This window comes from Psychrobacter sp. SC65A.3 (assembly GCF_025642195.1).
GTDB classification, from domain to species: domain Bacteria; phylum Pseudomonadota; class Gammaproteobacteria; order Pseudomonadales; family Moraxellaceae; genus Psychrobacter; species Psychrobacter cryohalolentis.
Genome location: NZ_CP106752.1, coordinates 2,206,723 through 2,229,015, shown reverse-complemented (window position 1 = coordinate 2,229,015; position 22,293 = coordinate 2,206,723). Strand labels below are relative to the sequence as shown.

The 22,293-nt window shown below is 42.0% G+C and carries 18 protein-coding genes; 14 read left to right on the top strand and 4 right to left on the bottom strand.

Translation table 11 applies throughout. The features are described from left to right. The first annotated feature begins 23 nt into the window (after positions 1-23). The 6 genes from ispG (at position 24) to OEG80_RS09335 (ending at position 8,752) form a co-directional block, all read left to right on the top strand. Positions 24-1,139: a flavodoxin-dependent (E)-4-hydroxy-3-methylbut-2-enyl-diphosphate synthase gene (gene ispG, locus OEG80_RS09360; RefSeq protein WP_011279968.1), complete on the top strand. Its 1,116-nt coding sequence runs from the start codon at positions 24-26 to the stop codon at positions 1,137-1,139. A 64-nt stretch (positions 1,140-1,203) separates the two neighbouring features. Beyond that, complete coding sequence (hisS, locus tag OEG80_RS09355; protein ID WP_181210752.1) at positions 1,204-2,508, top strand: histidine--tRNA ligase; 1,305 nt, start codon at positions 1,204-1,206, stop codon at positions 2,506-2,508. A gap of 50 nt (positions 2,509-2,558) precedes the next feature. Beyond that, complete coding sequence (locus OEG80_RS09350) at positions 2,559-3,353, top strand: YfgM family protein (protein ID WP_263240497.1); 795 nt, start codon at positions 2,559-2,561, stop codon at positions 3,351-3,353. Between the two features lie 231 nt (positions 3,354-3,584). Further along, complete coding sequence (gene bamB, locus OEG80_RS09345; RefSeq protein ID WP_263240495.1) at positions 3,585-4,793, top strand: outer membrane protein assembly factor BamB; 1,209 nt, start codon at positions 3,585-3,587, stop codon at positions 4,791-4,793. A gap of 431 nt (positions 4,794-5,224) precedes the next feature. Further along, on the top strand, positions 5,225-6,667 hold the full coding sequence (der, locus tag OEG80_RS09340) for a ribosome biogenesis GTPase Der (protein ID WP_011513006.1): 1,443 nt from the start codon (positions 5,225-5,227) through the stop codon (positions 6,665-6,667). A gap of 228 nt (positions 6,668-6,895) precedes the next feature. After that, positions 6,896-8,752, top strand: a complete 1,857-nt coding sequence (locus tag OEG80_RS09335; protein ID WP_263240494.1) for a sensor histidine kinase — start codon at positions 6,896-6,898, stop codon at positions 8,750-8,752. Positions 8,753-8,864: 112 nt separating this feature from the next. Here OEG80_RS09335 and OEG80_RS09330 read toward each other — a convergent pair whose 3' ends face one another. Continuing rightward, positions 8,865-10,031: a D-alanyl-D-alanine carboxypeptidase family protein gene (locus OEG80_RS09330; RefSeq protein WP_201532097.1), complete on the bottom strand. Its 1,167-nt coding sequence runs from the start codon at positions 10,029-10,031 to the stop codon at positions 8,865-8,867. A 497-nt stretch (positions 10,032-10,528) separates the two neighbouring features. Beyond that, entirely contained in the window at positions 10,529-10,966 is a 438-nt protein-coding gene (locus OEG80_RS09325) for an MCR_0457 family protein (protein WP_011513009.1), read from the bottom strand. Between the two features lie 517 nt (positions 10,967-11,483). Here OEG80_RS09325 and surE point away from each other — a divergent pair. The 3 genes from surE to OEG80_RS09310 all read left to right on the top strand — a co-directional run bounded on the left by surE (position 11,484) and on the right by OEG80_RS09310 (position 14,598). Continuing rightward, a complete protein-coding gene (gene surE, locus OEG80_RS09320; RefSeq protein WP_263240491.1) occupies positions 11,484-12,293 on the top strand; it encodes a 5'/3'-nucleotidase SurE in 810 nt (269 codons plus the stop codon). A gap of 123 nt (positions 12,294-12,416) precedes the next feature. Beyond that, entirely contained in the window at positions 12,417-13,220 is an 804-nt protein-coding gene (locus tag OEG80_RS09315) for a M23 family metallopeptidase (protein WP_263240490.1), read from the top strand. A 76-nt stretch (positions 13,221-13,296) separates the two neighbouring features. Next, the gene (locus OEG80_RS09310; RefSeq protein WP_181210759.1) at positions 13,297-14,598 is read left to right on the top strand and encodes a lytic murein transglycosylase; all 1,302 of its coding nucleotides are present in this window, start codon (positions 13,297-13,299) and stop codon (positions 14,596-14,598) included. Between the two features lie 145 nt (positions 14,599-14,743). On the opposite strand, the gene OEG80_RS09305 is transcribed toward OEG80_RS09310, so the two are convergent. Next, positions 14,744-15,592, bottom strand: a complete 849-nt coding sequence (locus tag OEG80_RS09305; RefSeq protein WP_263240488.1) for a UDP-2,3-diacylglucosamine diphosphatase — start codon at positions 15,590-15,592, stop codon at positions 14,744-14,746. 87 nt (positions 15,593-15,679) lie between these two features. Further along, positions 15,680-16,195: a peptidylprolyl isomerase gene (locus tag OEG80_RS09300; RefSeq protein ID WP_011513014.1), complete on the bottom strand. Its 516-nt coding sequence runs from the start codon at positions 16,193-16,195 to the stop codon at positions 15,680-15,682. 371 nt (positions 16,196-16,566) lie between these two features. Here OEG80_RS09300 and OEG80_RS09295 point away from each other — a divergent pair, with 371 nt between their 5' ends. The 5 genes from OEG80_RS09295 to OEG80_RS09275 all read left to right on the top strand — a co-directional run bounded on the left by OEG80_RS09295 (position 16,567) and on the right by OEG80_RS09275 (position 22,283). Further along, the gene (locus OEG80_RS09295; RefSeq protein WP_181210761.1) at positions 16,567-18,306 is read left to right on the top strand and encodes a glutamine--tRNA ligase/YqeY domain fusion protein; all 1,740 of its coding nucleotides are present in this window, start codon (positions 16,567-16,569) and stop codon (positions 18,304-18,306) included. A gap of 142 nt (positions 18,307-18,448) precedes the next feature. Beyond that, on the top strand, positions 18,449-19,204 hold the full coding sequence (locus OEG80_RS09290) for a phospholipase D family protein (RefSeq protein ID WP_181210762.1): 756 nt from the start codon (positions 18,449-18,451) through the stop codon (positions 19,202-19,204). A gap of 262 nt (positions 19,205-19,466) precedes the next feature. Continuing rightward, entirely contained in the window at positions 19,467-20,105 is a 639-nt protein-coding gene (locus tag OEG80_RS09285; RefSeq protein WP_149409844.1) for a peroxiredoxin, read from the top strand. 288 nt (positions 20,106-20,393) lie between these two features. Further along, complete coding sequence (locus tag OEG80_RS09280) at positions 20,394-21,056, top strand: glutathione S-transferase family protein (protein WP_263240485.1); 663 nt, start codon at positions 20,394-20,396, stop codon at positions 21,054-21,056. Positions 21,057-21,395: 339 nt separating this feature from the next. Next, entirely contained in the window at positions 21,396-22,283 is an 888-nt protein-coding gene (locus OEG80_RS09275) for an META domain-containing protein (RefSeq protein WP_263240484.1), read from the top strand. Positions 22,284-22,293: the final 10 nt, after the last annotated feature.

The following is a 22,293-nucleotide window of genomic DNA, read 5'->3' as shown; positions in this document are numbered from 1 at the left end:
TGCTTTCATGAAAGGGTTTGTCTATGTCAACGTCAGCGCCTATTAACCGTCGTCTTACGAAGAAAATATATGTCGGTGATGTCGCGATTGGTGGTGATGCGCCGATTAGTGTGCAAAGTATGACCAATACCGATACCTGCGATGTGGCAGCAACGGTTGCCCAAATTGAGCGCTGTGTTGAAGCAGGCGCTGATTTGATGCGAGTTTCTACTCCGACGATGGATACCGTTAAAGCGTTTGGTGAAATTCGCAAGTTGGTCAGCGTACCCTTGATAGCAGATGTGCATTTTGACCACAAAATTGCTTTAGCCGTTGCGGCAGCGGGCGCAGATTGTTTACGTATTAACCCGGGCAATATCGGTAGTGACGCCAAAGTGCGCGAAGTAGTCGCCTGTGCCAAGCACTACAATATTCCTATTCGTATTGGCGTCAATGCTGGCTCTTTAGAAAAAGACATTCAGCGTAAGTATAAAGAGCCAAATGGCGCAGCGATGCTCGAATCGGCAATGCGTCATATTGATATATTAGAACGTCTTAATTTTGATCAATATAAAGTATCGGTTAAAGCCAGCAACGTATTTTTGACCATGGATGCCTATCGTCTGATTTCAGCACAAATTGATAATCCTCTGCATTTAGGTGTGACTGAAGCTGGTGTTTATCGTACCGGTTCGGTCAAATCTGCTATCGCGCTGGGCGGTTTATTATTGGACGGTATTGGTGATACGATTCGTATCTCGTTAGCTGCAGAGCCAGAAGAAGAAATTAAGATTGGCTTTGATATCTTAAAATCGCTCAATATTCGCTCTAATGGTGTCAATTTCATTGCTTGTCCAAGCTGCTCACGTCAAGAGTTCGACGTGATTAGAGTGATGACCGCGTTAGAGTCGCGCTTAGAAGACATTCGTGAGCCGATGAATTTGTCAGTGATTGGCTGTAAGGTAAATGGTCCAGGTGAAGCGAAAGAAGCCGATATCGGTATTGTTGGCGCAGCACCAAAATCATTAGTTTATCGTATGGGCGAAAAAAGTCATCTGATTGATACAGATAATCTGGTTGATGAGATAGAAGGTATGGTACGCGCCCATGCAGAAGAATTGGCAAAAAAACGCGAAAACGAGATTATACGTGTTAGATAATAAAGCGTTTTATTAATAAAAATTATAGAGCCGTTTGTTAAAACTTAAAGGACATAACCGTACCATGATTAAAGCGATTAAAGGGTTTAATGATATTTTGCCTGCACAGTCTGCAAAATGGCTGTATCTAGAGTCTATATTGGCTAATGTGCTAGGCAGATACGGTTATGAGCATATTCGCTTGCCTATCGTTGAGCAAACCGATTTGTTTGCTCGCGCGATCGGCGGTGCTACGGATATCGTTGAAAAAGAGATGTATAGCTTTACCGATAAATCTGATCCACCAACGCCGCTTACCTTGCGTCCTGAAGGCACGGCAGGGGCAGTACGAGCAGTAAATGAGCATAATCTACTACGCGGTGATACGCCTAAGCTTTGGTATATTGGTCCAATGTTCCGCTATGAACGCCCACAAAAGGGTCGCTATCGTCAATTTCATCAAATAGGTGTTGAAAGCTTTGGTAGTGCCTTACCGGACGCTGATGCCGAGCTGATTGCGATGACTCATTTGATGTGGCAAGAGCTGGGTCTAAAAGATGAGATGCGTTTAGAGCTAAACAGTCTGGGCGAAATTGATGAGCGTCATGCTTATCGTGAAGCGTTGGTCACCTATCTGACCGATAAGCAAGAGCAGTTAGATGAGGATAGTAAGCGCCGCCTGACGACCAATCCGCTACGTATCTTAGACAGCAAAGAAGCCAGCACCCAAGCCCTATTGGTAGACGCGCCGAAGCTTGCTGACTTTTTAGGTGAAGAAAGCGTGGCGCATTTTGAGCAAGTACAAGCCTATTTAACAGAGCTTGGTATCAACTTTGAAATCAACCCGCATCTGGTGCGTGGTCTTGATTACTATAATAAAACTGTTTTTGAGTGGGTGACTGACAAGCTTGGTAGCCAAGCGACTGTCTGTGCCGGCGGTCGTTATGATGGCTTGGTTGGGCAGCTAAAATCTGCTGATAACCGTGATGGTAAAGGCGATAATAAACCGGTTAAATCTGAACCTGCAGTTGGTTTTGCCATGGGACTTGAGCGTTTATTACTTCTTATGGAAGTTGTCGCGCCTATTGCTGATATGCCTGCTTGTGATGTCTTTGTGGTCGCTCATCCTGAGGTTTATAGTGCAGGTATTAGTTATGCGCAAAACCTGCGTTATAGCCGTCCAGATTTGCGCGTCAAAATGGCAAGTGCCACCAGCTTAAAAGCACAAATGAAAAAGGCGGATAAGTCAGGTGCTGCATTGACCGTTATTATCGCCCAGCAAGAGCTGGATGATAAAACCATTAGCATCAAAGATATGCAAACTGGCGAACAAAAAACAGCAGCGCAAGATTGGCTGTCGGATAAAGATAACTTTTCTCGCCATAAATAGTAGTGAGCGTAGCATTAGCACTTTAATATAAATTGATCAGGTAAAAGTATATGGCTCTGACCCCTAATTCGCCGAATGCAGACAACTCAATGCAAACGTTAAAGCAGTATGGCAGCTATATTGTCACCGCGATTTTATTGGCGTTAGCCGCTTATTTTGGCTGGACTTATTGGCAGGATAATCATGCACGTGTCGATACCGTTGCAGCCGATCAATATGCGGATATTCAACGTCTTAATGAAGAAGTTAGCTTGGCATCGCAAAATCCTGATCTAGAAGCGGAAGCAAAAGCATCGTTAGAGAAGAGTCGTACTCAGCTAATTAAGAACATCGATACTTTAGTTGGCACTCATGGAGAATCGGTCTATGCTTGGCAGGCTTTAATGATTAAAGCGCGTCAGCAAGTTGACAATGATGATTTTAAGGCAGCAGGCGCTACCTTTAAAAAAGCATTGGCGATTGATTTGGGTGATGCAGGTCTAGAGGCAATTACCCGTTTGCGCTATGCGACCACGCTTTTGGCAGCAGGCGATGCAAAAGCAGCATTGACAGAAGCCAGTCGTGATATGCCAAGCTCATTTGAAGCCAGTCAGCAAGAATTACTGGGTGATATTTATTTGGCACAAGACAATTCAGATTCAGCGATTAAATCCTATAATAATGCTTGGAGCTTATTACGTGAGCGTCAAGAAACTCGCGCAGTATTGGCATTGAAAATGGAAAGTTTGGGTATCGTCCCTGAGCCTATCGCTGAACAAACTGGTCTTATTCAAGAGTCTACGGCCACATCGCAAGCACCAGTGAGTGAAGATTCAGTAGCAGCCAATACTGGTGCTGGTGCATAAAATAGTAGTACTAAATATTCGGCAATAAAGACTTAGTATTAAAAAATTGAGTACTAATTTCGATAGAATAGACATGGTAATACCTCAAACCGTTCTACAAAGGAAGTAGCCTAATCAGTCGGAAGTAATATGGTGGTAACTAATACTTATTTGTACTAAGTTATTATCGTTTTTTATCACTGATTAAATGCTAATTTATTAATGATTAATTTATTTGTAGTGAGACCTATAATGACTCAAGCTATTCGCTTTAACAAAACCATCAAAGCCAAGACCATGCGCTCAACGGCCATGCATGTAGCCGTAATTGCAGTGATGGCAACTGCGGTCATTGGGTGTAATCGAGGTATCAAGCCAGTCGTCAACGACCCTGTAAAATTGGTACAAATCGTACAACCTGTTAGCGTATTGCAGCCGGTTTTTAGTACCGACCTTGGTAATAAAAACGTCAGTAAAAAAGATCCGCTTACTTTACAAGTCGGCTATGCAAATTCGCAAATCGTTACTGCCTCGCGCGGTGGTGATTTGGTGGGTTTTGACAAAGCTGGTCAGCGTTTATGGTCGGTAAATGTTGGCGACCAGATTACAGGTGGTGTTGCGATAGATGAGCTAAGCCAAACTGCTATTATTAGTACTCGTGGCGGTCTGGTTATGGCATTTGATAGCGTAACAGGTGCAAAACGCTGGCAGCAACAGCTGACTGGTTCAGTGCTAACGCCAGCGCTCATTAGCAATAACCGCGTTATCTTATCAGCCAATGATGGTTTTCTACATGGCTTATCGCTGCAGACTGGTCAGTCAGTTTGGCAGTTTGCTACCCAAGTTCCAGCGATTAGTGTACGCGGTAGCGCTGCACCAACGTTATTAGATGCTAAGACGGCGTTGTTAGCGACTGCAGATGGACGCTTGCATGCTGTCACGGTAGATAATGGTTTGCCACTATGGTCAAGACGCGTTGGTGTGGGTACAGGCAGCAGCGAAGTTGAACGCATGAGCGATGTTGATGGTATGCCAATTGTAGATAACAATCAGTTATTTGCCATTAGTTATAGTGGTCAGTTACTTGGTATTGATTTGGCATCGCGCCAAGTGATGTTTGTTAATGAGCTTGCCAGTTTAAAAGCGCTTGCAGTCAACAATCAGCAAGTGGTTGCGACAAGCTTAGAGGGTAAAGTGGTTGCTTATAATCGTAGTAATGGTGCTGTTCTCTGGGAAAGTGAAGAATTGGCCTATCGTCATTTGACCAATCCTGTGATGATTGGCAATTATATTGCAGTAGGCGATTTTGATGGGGTTGTGCATTTATTTGACCCAGCCACGGGTAAGATTGTCAGCCGTGTACAGACCAAAGGCGCATTGACCAATTTGCAAGTGCAAGACAGCCGCTTAATGACCCAAAGCACCTCAGGTCAAGTAGCGATTTGGCAGTTGGCACGCTAATCTTAATTACTTGCAGTCCTATTTAATGAGCATTTTTCGATATTGCTCATTAAATAGGTCATCTAATAATAAGTCACCTAATAGTAAAATGAACAGAAAACGCTGCATAGTCAGTGTTTAATGCCTTGTAAAATTGCTTGTTTACATATCGGCTTTCGCGTACGCTATGCGACCGGTGCATTATTGGCGTTATCTATATATAATAGCGACAGATAATATCCATGTATGATGCATTCCTCTGAATATCATTTATTCATTGTAAGATAGCCAAGAACTATTTTCTGGCTATCGTTTTATCTTATCATTCATTTAAATTTGCGGTCAACGGCTGCTACTTTTTGCTTTTTTATAACGGTAAATTTACGTTGTAAAAGAGATTGTATCTAAGTAGTTGCATTGTCCGTCATTGTGCCTTTCACTGAGAGTAACCCATGAGTATCAAGCCTGTGGTCGCCTTAATTGGTCGTCCAAACGTCGGTAAATCCACCTTATTTAATCAGTTCACTAAAAGTCGGCAGGCATTGGTTGCTGATTTGTCAGGATTGACTCGTGACCGTCAATACGGTGATGCGACCTACGAAGACAAAGCTTTTATTGTCGTTGATACCGGTGGTATTGGTGAAGCGGACGATGGCAGAGGCGATATTGATGATTATATGTCTGAGCAGTCGTATACTGCCATTCATGAAGCCGATATCATTGTATTTGTGGTTGATGCACGCGCAGGGATGATTGGTGCCGATGCTGAGATTGGTAAGTTTTTACACACCCTTGGCAAGCCTGTATATGTCGTTGCCAACAAAGTCGATGGTGTGCATGATTCGGCGCCTGCTGAATTTTATGCATTAGGTCTAGGCGAACCATATCCAATGGCGGCAAGTCACGGTCGCGGGGTCGGCAATCTGCTCGAAGTATTAACCGCTGATATGCCTAGTCAAGAAAATGTGGTTGAGCCAAGAGGTTTGAAACTTGCTATTATCGGTCGTCCAAACGTTGGTAAATCGACGCTAGTCAACCGTTTGCTTGGTGAAGACCGCGTTGTCGTCTTTGATATGCCGGGTACCACTCGTGATAGTATCTATATCCCATATACGCGTGAAGGTAAAGATTATGTATTGATTGATACGGCTGGTGTTCGTCGCCGTGGTAAAATCGATGAAAAAGTTGAGAAATTCTCAGTTATCAAAACCTTACAAGCGATTGAAGACTCTAACGTAACCGTTATTGTTATTGATGCTCATGAAGGTATTGTCGATCAAGATTTGCATATGATTGGCTATGCGTTGGATGCAGGTCGTGCGCTAGTGGTTGCAATTAATAAGTGGGATGGTCTGACTGCTGATCAAAAGAACTATATCAAGATTGAGATGGATCGCCGTTTTAACTTTATCCCTTACGTAAAAGTTCATCAAATCTCAGCATTGCATGGTACAGGCGTGGGTAATTTATATCCGTCTATTTTGCGTGCTTATCAATCGTCAATGTTTGAGGTATCAACCAACCGTTTGACGCAGATTTTGCAAGATGCTGTTACTGCCAATCCACCGCCAACGGTCGCTGGTCGCCGTATTAAGTTGCGTTATGCGCATATCGGTGGACACAATCCGCCCGTTATCGTCATTCATGGCAATCAAACTGGTTCGTTACCTAAGAGCTATCAGCGCTATCTTGAAAATCAATTCCGTCAGGTATTTAAGTTAGAAGGCACGCCACTAAACGTGGTCTTTAAACTGAATGAAAACCCGTATGCTAATAAAAGCGATACGCCAACCAAAGCCAAAACCCAACAGTTACGTCAACGTGAACGTAATCGTGCGCAGAAATTTACCACCAAAGATAAGCCGAGATTTACCAACAAAGATAAAAAGCGTTAATGCAATCATATTTGCGCTTTTGGCGAGTAGTAGCTAGCCGATAAAAATCCTTTGATACTATCTATCAGGCTTTTTAAATGTGCTTCGTCATGACGGCTGCATCAGTTGTCATGGCATTTTGCAATTTAGGGCACTATTTATTAATTGCCTTAAAATATCAATTTTCACTTATAACCGCTATAAAATACCTGTACTATAATCAAAAGTTGTCTAACTCAGTTGAGTGATATGAACAACCGCCCGCATCAAACACTTCCTACGCTTATCTGGCACTCTATCATGCAGACCATGGTTTTGGCTGTTTTAGCAGGTCTATTAGTGTCTTTTATTTATGGCTTTGTTCACTATTACAAAGATACGCGCCAGCATATTCAGGATTTAGCGACATTACTGACCATCAGCGCATCGATAGCAGATTCCACCGATATCGTCGATGAACAAATACGTTTTTTATTAGAAAAAGAACAAGGCATTGAGAGTATTTTATTTTATACCACCTCTCAGCCTATTGTTGAAGCCAATCAATTAAGAGATGATTGGAAAAATGCATTATTTGCTAATACAGTTAGCTTTAACTATCCAGTCGTTGGCGATCCTACTAATAAAATTATTTCACCTAAAGAAGATGCTTTGGTTGGTTATCTGAATATCACTTTAGATGTGGCGACGCTGCGTGAAAATTGGATTAAAAAGAACCTACTGCTATGGCTTATGACAACGCTATTGGCGATTATTTGGGCGTTGTTTATCCTGCGTAAGCTGAATTGGCCGTCAAAAGATATCGCCAATCTGACGGCAGCTTGCGATATAGTTATAAAAAATCCAGATATTGAGCAGTTACCTCTGATTCAGCAGCGTTTTGAGTTTCAGGAGTTGGTACAGATTAAACAGGCTTTTATTACCCTATTTGATCGCCTACAAATCGCAAAGCAAGATTATGAGGCACTTGCGGCTTTCGAGCAACAACTGCATCATAAAGATGTGTCGCTTGATGTGCAGCTACATAATTTTCAAAGTATGATTACCCATGAGCTAAAAACTTCACTAAATGCGATCGTTGGCGGCTTACAGCTACTAGATGATGAAAAGTTAAATCACGAGCAAAGAGACGCGGTTGATATTATTCGAGAGGGTAGTGAAAAGCTGGTCTTAACCTTAGATCAAATTATTCAGTTAAATCAAATCCAGAAAGGTCAAATCAGCCTACATGTGCACGAATTTAATCCATTGCAACTAATCGCTGACTTATTGGCAGAGTTTGAGCCAGCTATTAAGAAAAAGGGCTTAACGTTAATCAGTCATATCCATCATAACGATTATATCCTCGAAGGCGATGCTGAAAGAATACAGCAAATTTTAGCGATACTGGTCAGTAACGCCATGAAGTTCACACCAGCAGGTCAAATCACCATTACGTCGCAACTGACTCATTTTGATAACAGCAATCGCTGGCAGATTGGCGTAAAGGACACTGGTATCGGGATTGATAGCAGTTTTATTGAAGATATTTTTAATCCGTTTTTTCAGGTAGATTCATCGCAAACTCGTCAATACGAAGGGTCGGGAATTGGTCTACCAGTGGTTAAGCAAATGGCTCAGCTGATGGGGGCTAGCATTGAAGTGGATAGCACTTTAGGTATTGGTACGAATTTTATAGTTACTATTCCTATGTCTAATCAACACCATTCTCAACAACAGCAACATCTGCGCGGCTTAAAAATTATTTATTACTACTATCATGAAAAAGGGTTGTTGGTAGATCAATTACAGCATTTGGGTGCTGATGTAGCCTGCTATCAACATGAACAGCTGGTCATAGATGAGGTACATGCAAAGAAATTTGACATGCTGATGTTTGCAGAAGATGTGTTCCCCAGAAAAGCAGCCTCATTAGCGAGTCATATTCGTGCGGCTGAGACAGAATATCGAACGTTACTGGTGTTTTGGTATCCACAGCAGCAAGCAAAATATTTAGCCGATTTTGAGTTTGGTCTAAAGGCTGCAGGTATAGACTACTGCGAAGTTGCCAAATACGAAGATAAAGCGTTAAGTGATTTACTAAAAAGCTGGCTGACATGGTCATAAAAATAGCTAGAAATATAAAATTTTAGACATAAAAAAGACGCCTCGATATGAGACGTCTTTTTTATGTTGAACTTCATGATAAAAGCATTATTTCAAAATGCTATCATTGCGCTTAAAATAAGTTCTGCGTCCAACGAGAAAAGCGTTGCCAGATACGGCTCATAAATCCTGATTGCTCAATATCGCTTGTCGCAATCACAGGCACAGAAGCCACTGCTTTGCCATCTATCACAGCCATCATTTTACCGATTTCTTGACCCTTTTTAATAGGCGCTTCTAAGCTTTCAGGAATATCAACCACAGTAGTGATTTTATTCTTTTGAGTTTTAGTGGTCAAAATCTGCAAATTATCACCAGTCGCTACTTCTATCTCTTTTGCTTCACCAAACCAGACAGGAACTTTGCTGACAAACTGCCCAGCAGGTGCTTGAGTAACCGTTGTGAAGTGACCAAAACCCCAATTGAGCAATTCACGCGACTGATCAGCACGTGCTTGCTGACTTTCAGTGCCCATAATGACAGAGATTAGGCGCATACCTTCACGGTTGCTCGAGGCTGCTAAGCAATACCCAGCTGCATCCGTATGTCCTGTTTTTAGACCATCAACAGTAGGGTCGGTAGCCAGTAGGGCATTACGATTACCTTGAGTAATACCGTTATAGGTAAACTCTTTTTCTGAATAAATGCTGTAGTAATCGCCGCTGTTTTTGATAATGGCGCGTGATAGCTTGGCCAAATCTAGAGCAGATGCTTGGTGACCCTCATCAGGCATACCAGTAGAGTTAACGAAATGGGTATTCTTCATACCAATCTTTTGCGCTTGCTCATTCATCAAGATAGCAAACGATGCTTCGCTACCAGCTATATGCTCAGCCATTGCTTTTGAGGCGTCATTACCTGATTGGATAATAATACCGCGTAGCATATCTATAACACTCGCGCTCTTATTCACCGGTACATACATGCACGATTGGCTACTACTGCCGCGGCACCAAGCATTTGGACTCATCAATACCTGATCGGTTTCTTTGAGATCGCCTGAAGCTAAGCGCTGTTCAATGATGTAACTGGTCATCATTTTGGTCAAAGATGCTGGCGGCAAGGCTTGATTGGCATTTTTCTGTGCCAAAATTTCACCCGTGTTATAGTCCATTAATACATACGCAGTATTTGCCATCTCAGGCGGCTGTATGGCTGCACTTGCCATCACTGCACCCATAGAAATACTGACACCCACTACCAGCTGCACCAGCTGTTTTTTCACACGCTTTACTGTCATAGATTGTTACACCGCATCATAAAACCAAATGTATCGGTCGCTTTTCCCCAACACCACTACCTTTACACAATCTTTGGCAGACTATGTTAAATCTCAAGTTAAACCATGGATTTTTTGAGAGTAGAGGAGACTAAAGCAACGGACATAAAATTAACGCCTTATCTTAGCAAAATGCCGCCCGATGGGGAAACGATAAATACAATAAAATAAGACGTTATTAAAAATAAAGCGAATAATTTTATAAACTTCACTCATAAAAAAGCTTGCTGCTATCCTTATTAAATAATAGGGATGGCAGCAAGCTTTTTGTAGCGAGTCATCTAAATAAATAAGCATTTAGAACTGGCTTATATAATACTTATTTGACCACTTTATACAGATGTTAAAGAGATAAGAAAGTAGATTGTTATCGTTAATTATGGCGATCTTTACCTATTTAATCTCTTAATATGGCTTAAAAACGTATTTCGATAACATAGCGTATCAATAAAGGGCTACTACTGATATTCAGCATTCGCTAAATCTTCACACAATGCTTTATTGTCTTGCTTAGAAAACCCCATCGTCCAGCTACGAATACCTTGCAGAATTTGACGATAATCTTGCTGAGTAGATAAGTACTGGATAGCTGCTTTTGGGTCTTCTAATGACGGCATCAACTCGTGAAGCTGCACATTATAAGACTTATAAAAACGCTGCTTTTGCTTACCATTTAGCATCGGTGGGCATATCTCTGACAGCACTTGCATAACCGCAATTTCATGTTTTGTGATATTGATACCAGATAAATCTAAAGGTATGGTCGTCGCAGAATTGGGTGCAGCATTTGTGGCTTGAGACAGCATCGCAATAGATGTTATCAATGCTGCTAGCCCGACTTTTGAGGCACTTCTTGCCAACACAGAAGTCATAGATAATATCGATTGATTTTTCATTCAGTATCACACTCGCTTATCTTTATTTAATGGTGCTATGTTAATGGGTAAAAAAACAAATGTCACATAAAATATTGATTTATGTGTAGAGATATTGTGAGCTAAATCAGGTCTCCAGCAACATAGCCGTATTATAAACCGGTAAGTTACCTCAACATAAAAGTATAAGTTGTAAATGTTGTGGGTTGTAGCCTACTGTAACCTCAGCGCAGGTTTCTAATGCTGAAAAATAGGGGTCTTGCTATGGGAAAATCATTCAAAAAGCTAAGTTATTATGCAAATTATGTATAAAGAGTGGGTTCGTCTCAATAGACTATTGGGGTATAATCGCCCGAAATAATCATAGCTATTTACTATGCGAACAAACATAAATGGACGGTATCAGTAACTGATATAGCTTTAAGTATCATACTTTTAAATAGAATGATATTAGTGCCAATAACGGTGATTATAGCAACTTTACGTGAATAACGTAGATAAGCGGATGAACGGTCATTCATAAATAGATTGAGTAAATATGAAGATTTTAATGAGCAATGACGATGGTGTTTATGCATTAGGTCTGCTGGCACTATATGAGGCATTATCTACTATTGCCGAGGTCATGGTGGTTGCGCCAAATAGTGAGCAAAGTGGCTGCGCCAGTGCCTTAAGTATCATCACACCCTTATATACGCATCAATTGCCTTCTGGTTTTATCGCTGTCAATGGCACACCAGCTGACTGTATTTATCTGGCATTAAACGAAATATATTCTGACACAGATTTTGATTGTGTGATTACGGGCATCAATTCAGGTGCCAATCTTGGTCAAGACGTTTTGTTTTCAGGCACTTTTGGGGCGGCACTAACTGCTCAGTTATTTGGCATACCCGCTATTGCGACCTCATTGGTAGGCGGTGGGGCAAAAAGCAGTGAGCAGGAATGTGAGCGTCATTATCAAATGGCAGCAAGTGAGATTGTGAAATTATTGAGAGATACGCCAATATTGGATATTTGCAAAAATTTGCCCTATCACGTATTAAACGTTAATATTCCTGATGTGAGTAATGCTGATGAGACTAACGGTCGCAAAATCACAGCTTTGGGGCATAGGAAAATAGCGCGTCCTGTCCATCATGTGGTAGATCCACGTGGGCGAGATGCATATTGGCTATCACTACGCAAGCGTCAGGATACATTGGCAGATAATACTGATCATGATTCGTTTGGTACTACTATGACTGATGATCAAGCGGTTGCCGCAGGTTACATCAGTCTATCGCCTGTACGTTTGCACCATACGCCAGCCGCCACACTCGATATGCTATCAGCGTTAATGCTGTAATATGAATCGAATATTGATGATGGCAGCTAAAGTAGCTAAACACTTAAACGGTATAACAGTTAGCAAAATGCTTGTGAGTCACACAAGGAGTTTGTACGTAACATAAAGAATAGGAAATCTTGTATGAAGAAGCTTATTGCTGGATCGCGATTTATCACAGTGGCATTGCTGGGCACGATGGCTGCTGCCACGGTAACGATGGTAGGCTGTGCTACCAAGCCCACTTACCAATCAGCCAACCAAGCGGGACCGAAGATTATTACCAATAATCAAGGGGTTCCTAACTATCATCGTGTGCAGCGCGGCGATACGGTCAGTCAAGTGGCGGCGCGCTATAATCTCAATTACCGTCAAATTGGTTCACTGAATGGCTTAGACAGTAAATACACCATTTATAGTGGTCAGTGGCTCAAACTATGGCAAGGTGAGCCGGCAAGTGCCAATAATAGTAATCGCTACAATACTCAATCTGCACCAGTACAACCTACTTATACACCGCCTGTGACCAGCACGCCTAACTATTCACAACCGCCCGTCTATGAAGTGACTGCCAATGCAACGTCAGGCTATGAGTATCCGACCCGCAACCAAATAACCCGCAACTTCGATGCAGCATCTAGCACGATGGGCATGTGGTTTGCTGGTAACGTGGGTGATCCGGTGCAAGCAAGCCAAGCAGGTACGGTTCTTTATTCGGGTAATGGTCTGCCAGAGTATGGCAACTTGATTATGATTCGTCATAGTGACAACTATATCACTGCTTATGCCCATAACAGCCAGCTGTTAGTGAAAGAGGGCGATAACGTTCAGCGCGGTCAACGTATCGCAAATATGGGTAATAGTGGTCAGACTAATCAAGTGGGTTTAGAGTTCCAAGTACGCTTAAATGGCAACCCTATCGATCCACGAGCGGTACTAGGGCGTTAAATTTCTTATTGTTTGGCGATTAAATGGAATTATCTAAGCCACATTGCAATTTACTTACGGATACTTGAGACCTCTTATGCGATTAAATAAACACTACCTTGCCTTTTTCCCTGCTCTAGTCATGGTCGGCTGTACCAGTCAGCAGGCGATGCAGCAACCTAATAAGCCAGTGCGTCAAGGTAATGTGCAAATTACCCAGACTCAAACCATTCAAGTGAAGCCGACTCCAGCACCGGTCATTAAACCAACACCCGCAAAGCCAAGCTACAATAGTTTTTCTGATTGGAAGTCTGATTTTTCTATGCGTGCCATTTCATCAGGTCATGATGCTGCTACGGTTCGTCGTCTGCTCGATTCTGCGTATTTAAATCAACAAGTCATCTCGCTTGATTCAGGACAGCCAGAGTTTTCAAAAATGCCATGGGAGTATGTCGATTCTGCGGTATCAGATGGTCGCGTCAGTACTGGTAAGCGTAAGTTCGCTGAGCAACGCACGTATTTATCGCAGTTACAGTCGCAATATGGCGTCAATGCAGAAATCATTGCAGCGATTTGGGGCATGGAGTCGTCATACGGCGTAGTAACGGGCAATAGTAGTATTCCAAGCTCGCTAGCTAGCCTTGCTTATGATGGGCGCCGTCAAGAATTTGCCGAAACTCAGCTATTATCACTAGCGACACTATTACAGCGCGGCGATGTATCTTGGTCACAGCTCGATGGCTCCTGGGCAGGCGGTATGGGGCAGACGCAGTTTATCCCTGATACGTGGCTTAAGCATGGGGTTGACGGTGATGGTAACGGTCACCGTAACCCATGGTCGACGGGCGACGCCTTGGCGTCTACTGCTAATTATCTGAGCAATTCAGGTTGGGTACGTGGTTTGGCACCATTTTATGAAGCAACCATTCCGTCATCATTTGATTACACACTGGTTGGTACTAAGCAGCCTGCTGCTAGATGGGCGTCGATGGGCGTCGATACCATAGCCGATGTGTCCTTGGATGGTAACACTCAAATGGAGTTGTGGCTGCCAGCGGGGAAAGACGGTCCAGTACTGCTACTCAGTCCAAATTTTGATGTCATAAAAGTCTATAACAATTCATCAAGCTATGCCCTTGGTGTCAGCTTATTAGGTAAAGCACTTATCGGACAAGGCGGTTTACAAAAGTCATGGCCACGTTATGAGCGTCCGTTATCGACATCGCAAGTACGCAATTTACAGCAGCGTTTGACGAGCTTGGGCTATGATACCAAAGGTGCTGACGGTATCGTGGGGACCAATACTCGTAATGCGTTCCAGCGCTGGCAAGCTGCCAACGGTCAGACGCCAGATGGTTTTATTACTCAGCGTAGCGCGTCTTCACTGGCGGGGTGGTGAGATAGGTTGAAATCACTATTTTTGGATAATGGTTGTTTTCAAAGGTTGTTTAAAAATAACGATGTTAATAAATAAAAAAACTCCGTTTTATAACGGAGTTTTTCATTGTATAAGGATAACAGCAGCAGTTTTGATGTTTAGGTATTTAAATAGTAATGGTAAATTCAAACAATTCAAACTCTGCACTATCAGCCATAATACCTTCATCTACGCTTGCTGTAATTGCACCAATCACGGCACTCACTTTTTGCTGGCGCTTGTCCTTATTTAACAATCGCCAATCACCAAGTACATAGCGAGTTTTACCCTCATTACTTTGGTGGATTTCAGGACGATGGGTATGACCATGTAGTAGGGCGTCAAAGCGATAAATAGCTTTATTCACTGCTGCTTCATTAACATCCATGATATGCGCCGCTTTATTGGCATTATTTTGCTGACTTTTCTGCCGCATATTATCAGCAATCGCCAAGCGCTTCTCTAACGATTTATTAAGCAAATACCACTGCGTCAAACGATTACGCATTACTTTACGAAAAAACTGATACTTTTTATCATCAACGCATAGTGCATCACCGTGTTCTAAGCGATAGTTTTGCTGTCCAACGGTTAAGGTATACGGCTCATAAATAAGCTCGCCACCGAATATATTACAAAAAGGCTGCCCTAACAAAAAATCGCGATTGCCGTGCATGACCAAAATCTCGCAGCCAGCTATGCGCAGTTTCTTTAATTTAATGATAAGTGGTGTGAGCCAATGTATTTGTCGTTCCTCTTCGGATAAAGACAAATAAAAATCATCCCCAAGCCAGACTTCAAACCAGTCACCTAACATAAATAGGCGTTTAAGGGTAGGCAGGGCAAGGCAATCATCAAGCAGCGCCAAAAAAGCCTGCACTAAGGCAGGCTCTTCAGGCGATAAATGCAAATCGCTAATCAATACTTGTCGCACCTCATGAGGGCGGGTGGTAATTAGGTGGCTGAAACTTTGCATTTATCCTTATCCTCATAACTTTAAACAGTAACGACTCATAAGCTTTCACTGATTCATCGCTACTAAGTAATAACTATTGAAGAATGATTACTGAGTGATGATGGTGGCTGAATTGATAACCACTGGCTCTTTTGGTACATCAGCATGCATACCGAAACGACCAGTTGGGACGCCACGCATTTTTTCGATGACGTCCATACCGCTTGTTACTTTACCAAATACGGTATAACCCCAACCTTGCATGTTTTTGCCAGAATGGTTTAAGAAATCGTTGTCTTTTACGTTGACAAAAAATTGGCTAGTCGCTGAATGTGGATCTTGCGTACGCGCCATAGCAATCGTGCCAGCGTCGTTCTTTAGACCGTTGTCTGCTTCGTTTTCTACTGGTTTGTTGGTGGCTTTTTCATTCATCTCAGCGTCCATTCCACCGCCTTGAATCATAAAGCCGTCAATGATGCGATGGAAAATCGTGCCATCATAATGACCAGATTTTACGTAGTTTAAAAAGTTTTCAACGGTTTTTGGTGCTTTTTCTTCATTGAGTTCGATAACGATCGCACCCATACTGGTGTCAAGTTCTACTACTGGTGGCATGTCTACCATGGGATATTCCTCTTTATTGCAGCGCCTAAAATGACGCTGTTAAGTGGTGGATAAAAAGTTGGCGGATAAAAAGTTATGGCTAGTCTAACGGCTTTTTTATCCCGTGTCATGTATCAGGCTGTTAATGCGTTTGCAAAAGCTGATAGAATAACGCAACTTTACCCATTTCTAAACGATTTTGACAAAAAGTCATCATAGCTTGGTGTTTATAACACACTGTTTTTATAACCCAAATTTTTGTAAATTGGCTTAAATTTAATGGCTGAGGCTTGTTTTACGATATCGTTTTACTTTATCAAATATTTTGAATTTTCCATGAGGCGTGATGGCACGTCGCATGAATTGACCATTTGCGTTAGGAGCAATGCCCGATGAGTGAGCACTCAAGCAATAATGCACAAAAAGACGAACACAAAAACGACTTTATTCGTAATATTATTCGTGATGATGTTAATGCGCAGAAATACCAACAGATTGTCACCCGTTTCCCACCTGAGCCCAATGGTTACTTGCACTTGGGGCACGTGAAATCCATTTGCCTAAACTTTGGTGTGGCTGAGGAGTTTGGCGGTATCTGCAACCTGCGCTTTGATGACACCAACCCAACCGCAGAAAAGCAAGACTTCATTGATAACATCGAGAATGATGTAAAATGGTTGGGCTTTGAGTGGGCAGGAGAGGCGTACCATGCCTCAGGATATTTCGACCAACTTCATGCTTGGGCGATTCAGCTGATCAAGCAAGGCGATGCTTATGTAGATTTGCAATCGCCTGAGCAAATCAAAGAAAATCGTGGCTCATTTAATGAAGCAGGGACAGCGTCCCCACATCGTAATGCCAGTGTTGAAGAAAATTTGCAACTCTTTGATGATATGAAAGAGAGCAAATATGCTGAAGGTACAGCAGTGCTACGTGCCAAGATTGATATGGCAAGCCCTAATATGAATATGCGTGATCCTGTTATCTATCGAATTATGCATCAAGCACATCACCAAACGGGGGATAAATGGTGCATTTATCCGATGTATGACTTTGCTCACCCGTTATCTGATGCGCTCGAAGGCATTACCCATTCATTATGTACGTTAGAGTTTGAAGACCATCGTCCATTTTATGACTGGGCAATAGAAAAAGTTGGCTTTGAGCAACCGCCGCATCAGTATGAGTTCTCTCGTCTAAATGTCGACCATACATTGACCAGTAAGCGCAAATTAAAGCAGCTGGTTGATGAAAATATCGTTAGCGGTTGGGACGATCCACGTATGCCGACGATTGCTGGCATGCGTCGCCGTGGCTATACACCAGAAGGCTTACGTGATTTCTGTGAGCGTGTTGGCGTGACCAAAGTAGACAGTGTTGTAGACTTTCGCTTATTAGAATTTAGTATTCGTCAGTCACTAGAGACGACAACTGGTCGTGGTATGGCGGTACTTAAGCCATTAAAAGTGACCATTACCAACTTTAGCGATGCTGTTAGCAGTTGGGATTTGCAAAAGGCTGACACCGTTCAAGCTCGTTTTGACGATGCCTCGCAGACTTTATGGTTAACTCAGCCCAATCATCCCAATGTCGATATGGGTGAACGTGAAATTCCATTTACTGAGACCATTTATATTGACCAAGGCGATTATGAAATTGAGCCGCCAGCAGGTTATAAGCGTTTATCACCAGAGAAGAATGAGATTCGTCTGCGTAATACCTATGTATTGGCCGTGACGGAGCATATTTTAGATGATAGCGGTAACGTGATTGAGCTTAAAGCAACGATTGATCCGGCGACTTTGGGCAACAATCCTGAAGGTCGTAAGGTTAAAGGCGTGATTCATTGGGTATCGGCTAGCCAAGGCGTTCCAGCAACGGTGCGCATGTATGAGCAGCTATTTAGTGTTGAAGACCCAAGTGGCGTCGCTGACGTCCATCAAGCCTTGAACCCTAACTCATTGACTGAGCTAAATGCTGTGGTTGAGCCATCATTGGTCAATGCAGACGCTGGCACGCGCTTCCAGTTTGAGCGTGAAGGTTACTTTATCTCTGATAGCGAAGATCATAGCAGTGACAAGCCTGTCTTTAACCAAATCGTGAGCTTACGTGATAGTTATAAACCCGCTTAATTTATCATTAGCGCAGTTTATATTTATTGTAAGAAAATACTGAACAATAGTGGTTTGCAATGTTGCCCATTTCTAGTACGCTAGGGATGGGCTTTTTTGTGAATAAGTATAAATTTTAATCGTAGATGGTGAGGGTATTGAAATGGCAAAATTTTTAAACAGCAGTGGCACGACTTATCATTTAGAAGAGTTGATTAAAAATGCGTCTGATAGATTGATTATTATTAGCCCCTATCTAAAGCTTAATGAGCGTATCAAAGAGCTGTTAGAAGATCGTAATCGTCTCAAAATTGATATCCGTATCGTTTATGGTAAGAATGATTTACACCCTGAAGAAATAAACTGGCTCAAAAATCTGACTTTTATTCGCACCAGCTTTTGTAAAAACTTGCATGCAAAGTGTTACCTGAACGAAAATGAGTGCATTATTACGAGCTTAAACCTTTATGAATTCAGCCAAGTCAATAATAATGAAATGGGCGTACTGATTTACCGTAATGAAGATGCGAAACTCTATGCCGATACTTATGAAGAGGCCCAGCGCATTATCCGTATCAGTGACGAAGTCAGAATGTCACTTGAAAAAATAATTGAGCCTAGTAGTAGCGTTGATAACAACCTTAGTTCTGAGAGTGCTTCTCAAGTCCCTACTGAAACTCATTCTGCTAAACCTACAGAAGTAGCAACACCTAATTATTCTAAGTTAACGACGGCAAAGCTTGCCAAAGAACTGGGCTTTAAAACCCAAGAATTAAACGATAAATTACTGACAGCGGGGTATTTGCAAGAGCAAGAAGGTGAGTTGTTATTAACAGATGCTGGGCGTGCCGCAGGTGGTACGAGTAAGCGTGGAAAGTTTGGTGAGTTTTGTCTGTGGGATTCAGGGATGGTGATATAAAAGTCTATTTAACTTCTCGGTTTTTAACTCATTACTTTGTTTTCAAAGAATAATTTTGCTACATTCGTGTTAGTAATAAAAGGAATAACCGCATTACAATCCGTCACAAGACATTCATAACCAGTTTGTTAAGATAAAGTCAGTTTTTTTGTTGAGATGCTTGGTAGATATTTTAATCGCTGAGTATGTCGTTGATAATAAGAGAGCGCGTAGATAGCATTCGATAATAGCGCTCGTCACAATCATAAATAAGGAATCAAGCATGGCACATTTACGTTTAGGCGATACCGCACCAAATTTTGATGCAACCACCACCGATGGTGAAATCAATTTTCATGAATGGGCGGGCGATAATTGGGTAGTTTTCTTCTCACATCCAGCCGATTTTACCCCAGTATGTACCACTGAGCTTGGTCGTGCTGCTGCGCTAAATGGCGAATTTCAAAAGCGCGGCGTGAAGCCAATTTGTATCTCTGTTGACGGTATCGATGACCATCATGCCTGGGCAAAAGATATTGGTGAAACTCAAGGCACTGAACTGAACTTCCCAATCATCGCTGATCCTAATAAAGAAGTGGCTGAGCTGTATGACATGATGCATCCAAATGCAGACAGCACGCATACCGTACGTAGCGTCTTTATTATTGACCCAAGCAAAAAGATTCGACTAACATTGACCTATCCTGCTAGCTGTGGTCGTAACTTTGACGAGATCCTTCGTGTGATTGACGCACTGCAATTGTCTGATGAATACAACATCGCAACGCCAGTAGACTGGAAAGATGGTGATGACGTTATCATTCCGCCAAGTGTTAAAAACGAAGATATCGCTGCCAAATATCCAAAAGGTCACACAGAAATTAAGCCGTATCTACGTACCACTCCTGCACCTAATAAATAATAAGCTGGAGCATGTGAGCTTGATGAAGATATGATTTAAAAAGCCCCATAATGCAAAATTGTGGGGCTTTCTGTTATTCAGCTTAACATCAGAAGCATCAGCTAAATAAGGCTTTGCTATGATGAACAGAGTACGCTATAACTAGTAAATCAAGTATGCATGATTTAGAGATGAATCGTTATCGTTAATACTTGAGTTAATAGTGCATTTGATACTTGATGACACAACAATCATAATAAAATATAGCAGCGCTAAGCCGCTTTTAAGCCCACCTTACAAGGAGTTTTTATGAAAAAATTATATGTCACCCGTACTGCACCTAATCCACGGAAAGCACTTATTTTGCTAGCATCAAAAGGTATCGATATTGATGATATGGACGACCTCGATGTGATTGATATCGATTTTGCTGCCAACGAGCAAATGTCAGAGGCATTTACCAAAATAAATCCCATGCAAACCGTACCTGTTTTGACATTAGATGATGGTACTGTACTCAATGACTCGCAGGCAGTGTGCGAATATCTCGACCGTGTTTATGGTGAGCGCTCGGTGATGGGCAATGATGTGGTACAGCGTGCGCAAGTATGCTCTATGCGCCGTATCGCCGAATTTGAGGTGCTATATAACTTTATGCTCGCCTTTCAGCATAGCCACCCATCAAAAGCCCAGCGTGTTGAGCAAGTACCAGAGTTTGTCGCGCCATCTATCGCACGTGCTGTCAAAGCATTAGTATATTTTGAAACCCTGTTGGAGGGTCATGAGTATCTGGTCGGTGACCAGCTGAGCTTTGCTGATATTGTGCTGTATTTGGGTTTAGATTTTGGCAAAGTCCTTCAAGTCAATCCCAACGAACAAGGCGACAATCTTGCCCGTTTTTACCAAATGATGAACGAGCGTTTTAGCATCAAAAACATGGCAAAAGCCAAACCTGTTCATGAAGAAGATTAAAGTAGTAAATTTTTTAAAAATGTAATGATAAGCAGCAACAGCTTTGCGTAACGAGGATAATTCCTAACGACGCAGGGCTGTTTTGCTATGGTTAACATTAAAAATAGGATCAGCATATATGTGAAATTTACTATGAATCTATAAAATTAAACACTTCGTTACACCCATATCACTTATGAGCGCTATAGTGGTCAGATTATTACCCTTTTATAAGCATCTTTTTAAATGCCCTTTGAATAATTTGACTAATATCCCTCTTATAATTGTGACAGTCAGATTTTGTAGATTAAATGGGTCAAAAAGTTGAATTAAAAAGTATAACTGCAAGGTATGATCTTCATGACACTATCTTTTAAATCCGCCCTATTGCCAAGTATGCTAGCGATAAGTCTGGCATTAAGTGCTTGCCAAGATGCTTCTGTTCCAACGGATGCAAATCTCGAGTCAGCTGATACCAATGTTAGCAATGCAGATGCTGATATAGCGAATAATAATACCACGTTAGCTAAGGCAAGCGAGATGAGTGCTGAAGAACAAATGATTGAAAATCTTGCGCGTTATCGTTGGACACTACTTGATATCGATGATAAAAGTGGTGGACCTGTCATAACGACGCTTGTAGATATTAAGAACCAAGTAATGCTGTCGTTTAAACAAAACCAAGGTCATAATACCCTGAATTATGGTGTAGGTTGTAACACTATGAGTGCAGGTTATGAGTTAAAAGGTCATACGTTAACGACAGAAGACAGCATGAGTACCAAAATGCTATGCGAAAATCTAAACAAGGCAGAAAATCGTTTAGATACCTTGATGCAAGGTACTAGTGAGCTAAGTGTCACTGAAGGTGATAACCCAGTCCTAACGCAAGTGACCAGCAATGCGGTTACTTTGACTTGGAAAGGTAGGTTGACGTCACAAGCTAAGTACAATAGTAAAGGTGAGACTGTATTTTGGGCCGTAAATGCTAATGAAACAGTGTGCTCTGATAATAGCTTAGAGATGTGTTTGCAAGTGAAACCAGTCACTTATAATGATCAAGGTATTAAAGTCAGTGAAGGCAAGTGGGCTGCATTTAATGGTGAGATTGATGGCTATGAGCATGATGGTAAGCATGATGAAGTGTTACGCCTACAACGTTATCAATTAGACAGCGATAAGGTATCAGAAGGTGAAGAGTATGCCTATGTATTGGACGCTGTTATTGAAAGCTCAGTAGTACAATAGGGCTGATTGG

Bases quoted from the DNA above. Each gene is read 5' to 3' on its own strand.
- OEG80_RS09315 (WP_263240490.1), top strand. From the start codon at position 12,417: ATGAAGAAGCTTATTGCTGGATCGCGATTTATCACAGTGGCATTGCTG.
- OEG80_RS09275 (WP_263240484.1), top strand. From the start codon at position 21,396: ATGACACTATCTTTTAAATCCGCCCTATTGCCAAGTATGCTAGCGATA.
- bamB (WP_263240495.1), top strand. From the start codon at position 3,585: ATGACTCAAGCTATTCGCTTTAACAAAACCATCAAAGCCAAGACCATG.
- OEG80_RS09310 (WP_181210759.1), top strand. From the start codon at position 13,297: ATGCGATTAAATAAACACTACCTTGCCTTTTTCCCTGCTCTAGTCATG.
- surE (WP_263240491.1), top strand. From the start codon at position 11,484: ATGAAGATTTTAATGAGCAATGACGATGGTGTTTATGCATTAGGTCTG.
- OEG80_RS09295 (WP_181210761.1), top strand. From the start codon at position 16,567: ATGAGTGAGCACTCAAGCAATAATGCACAAAAAGACGAACACAAAAAC.
- OEG80_RS09350 (WP_263240497.1), top strand. From the start codon at position 2,559: ATGGCTCTGACCCCTAATTCGCCGAATGCAGACAACTCAATGCAAACG.
- OEG80_RS09335 (WP_263240494.1), top strand. From the start codon at position 6,896: ATGAACAACCGCCCGCATCAAACACTTCCTACGCTTATCTGGCACTCT.
- ispG (WP_011279968.1), top strand. From the start codon at position 24: ATGTCAACGTCAGCGCCTATTAACCGTCGTCTTACGAAGAAAATATAT.
- OEG80_RS09300 (WP_011513014.1), bottom strand. From the start codon at position 16,195: ATGGTAGACATGCCACCAGTAGTAGAACTTGACACCAGTATGGGTGCG.
- OEG80_RS09330 (WP_201532097.1), bottom strand. From the start codon at position 10,031: ATGACAGTAAAGCGTGTGAAAAAACAGCTGGTGCAGCTGGTAGTGGGT.
- der (WP_011513006.1), top strand. From the start codon at position 5,225: ATGAGTATCAAGCCTGTGGTCGCCTTAATTGGTCGTCCAAACGTCGGT.
- OEG80_RS09305 (WP_263240488.1), bottom strand. From the start codon at position 15,592: ATGCAAAGTTTCAGCCACCTAATTACCACCCGCCCTCATGAGGTGCGA.
- OEG80_RS09325 (WP_011513009.1), bottom strand. From the start codon at position 10,966: ATGAAAAATCAATCGATATTATCTATGACTTCTGTGTTGGCAAGAAGT.
- OEG80_RS09290 (WP_181210762.1), top strand. From the start codon at position 18,449: ATGGCAAAATTTTTAAACAGCAGTGGCACGACTTATCATTTAGAAGAG.
- hisS (WP_181210752.1), top strand. From the start codon at position 1,204: ATGATTAAAGCGATTAAAGGGTTTAATGATATTTTGCCTGCACAGTCT.
- OEG80_RS09280 (WP_263240485.1), top strand. From the start codon at position 20,394: ATGAAAAAATTATATGTCACCCGTACTGCACCTAATCCACGGAAAGCA.
- OEG80_RS09285 (WP_149409844.1), top strand. From the start codon at position 19,467: ATGGCACATTTACGTTTAGGCGATACCGCACCAAATTTTGATGCAACC.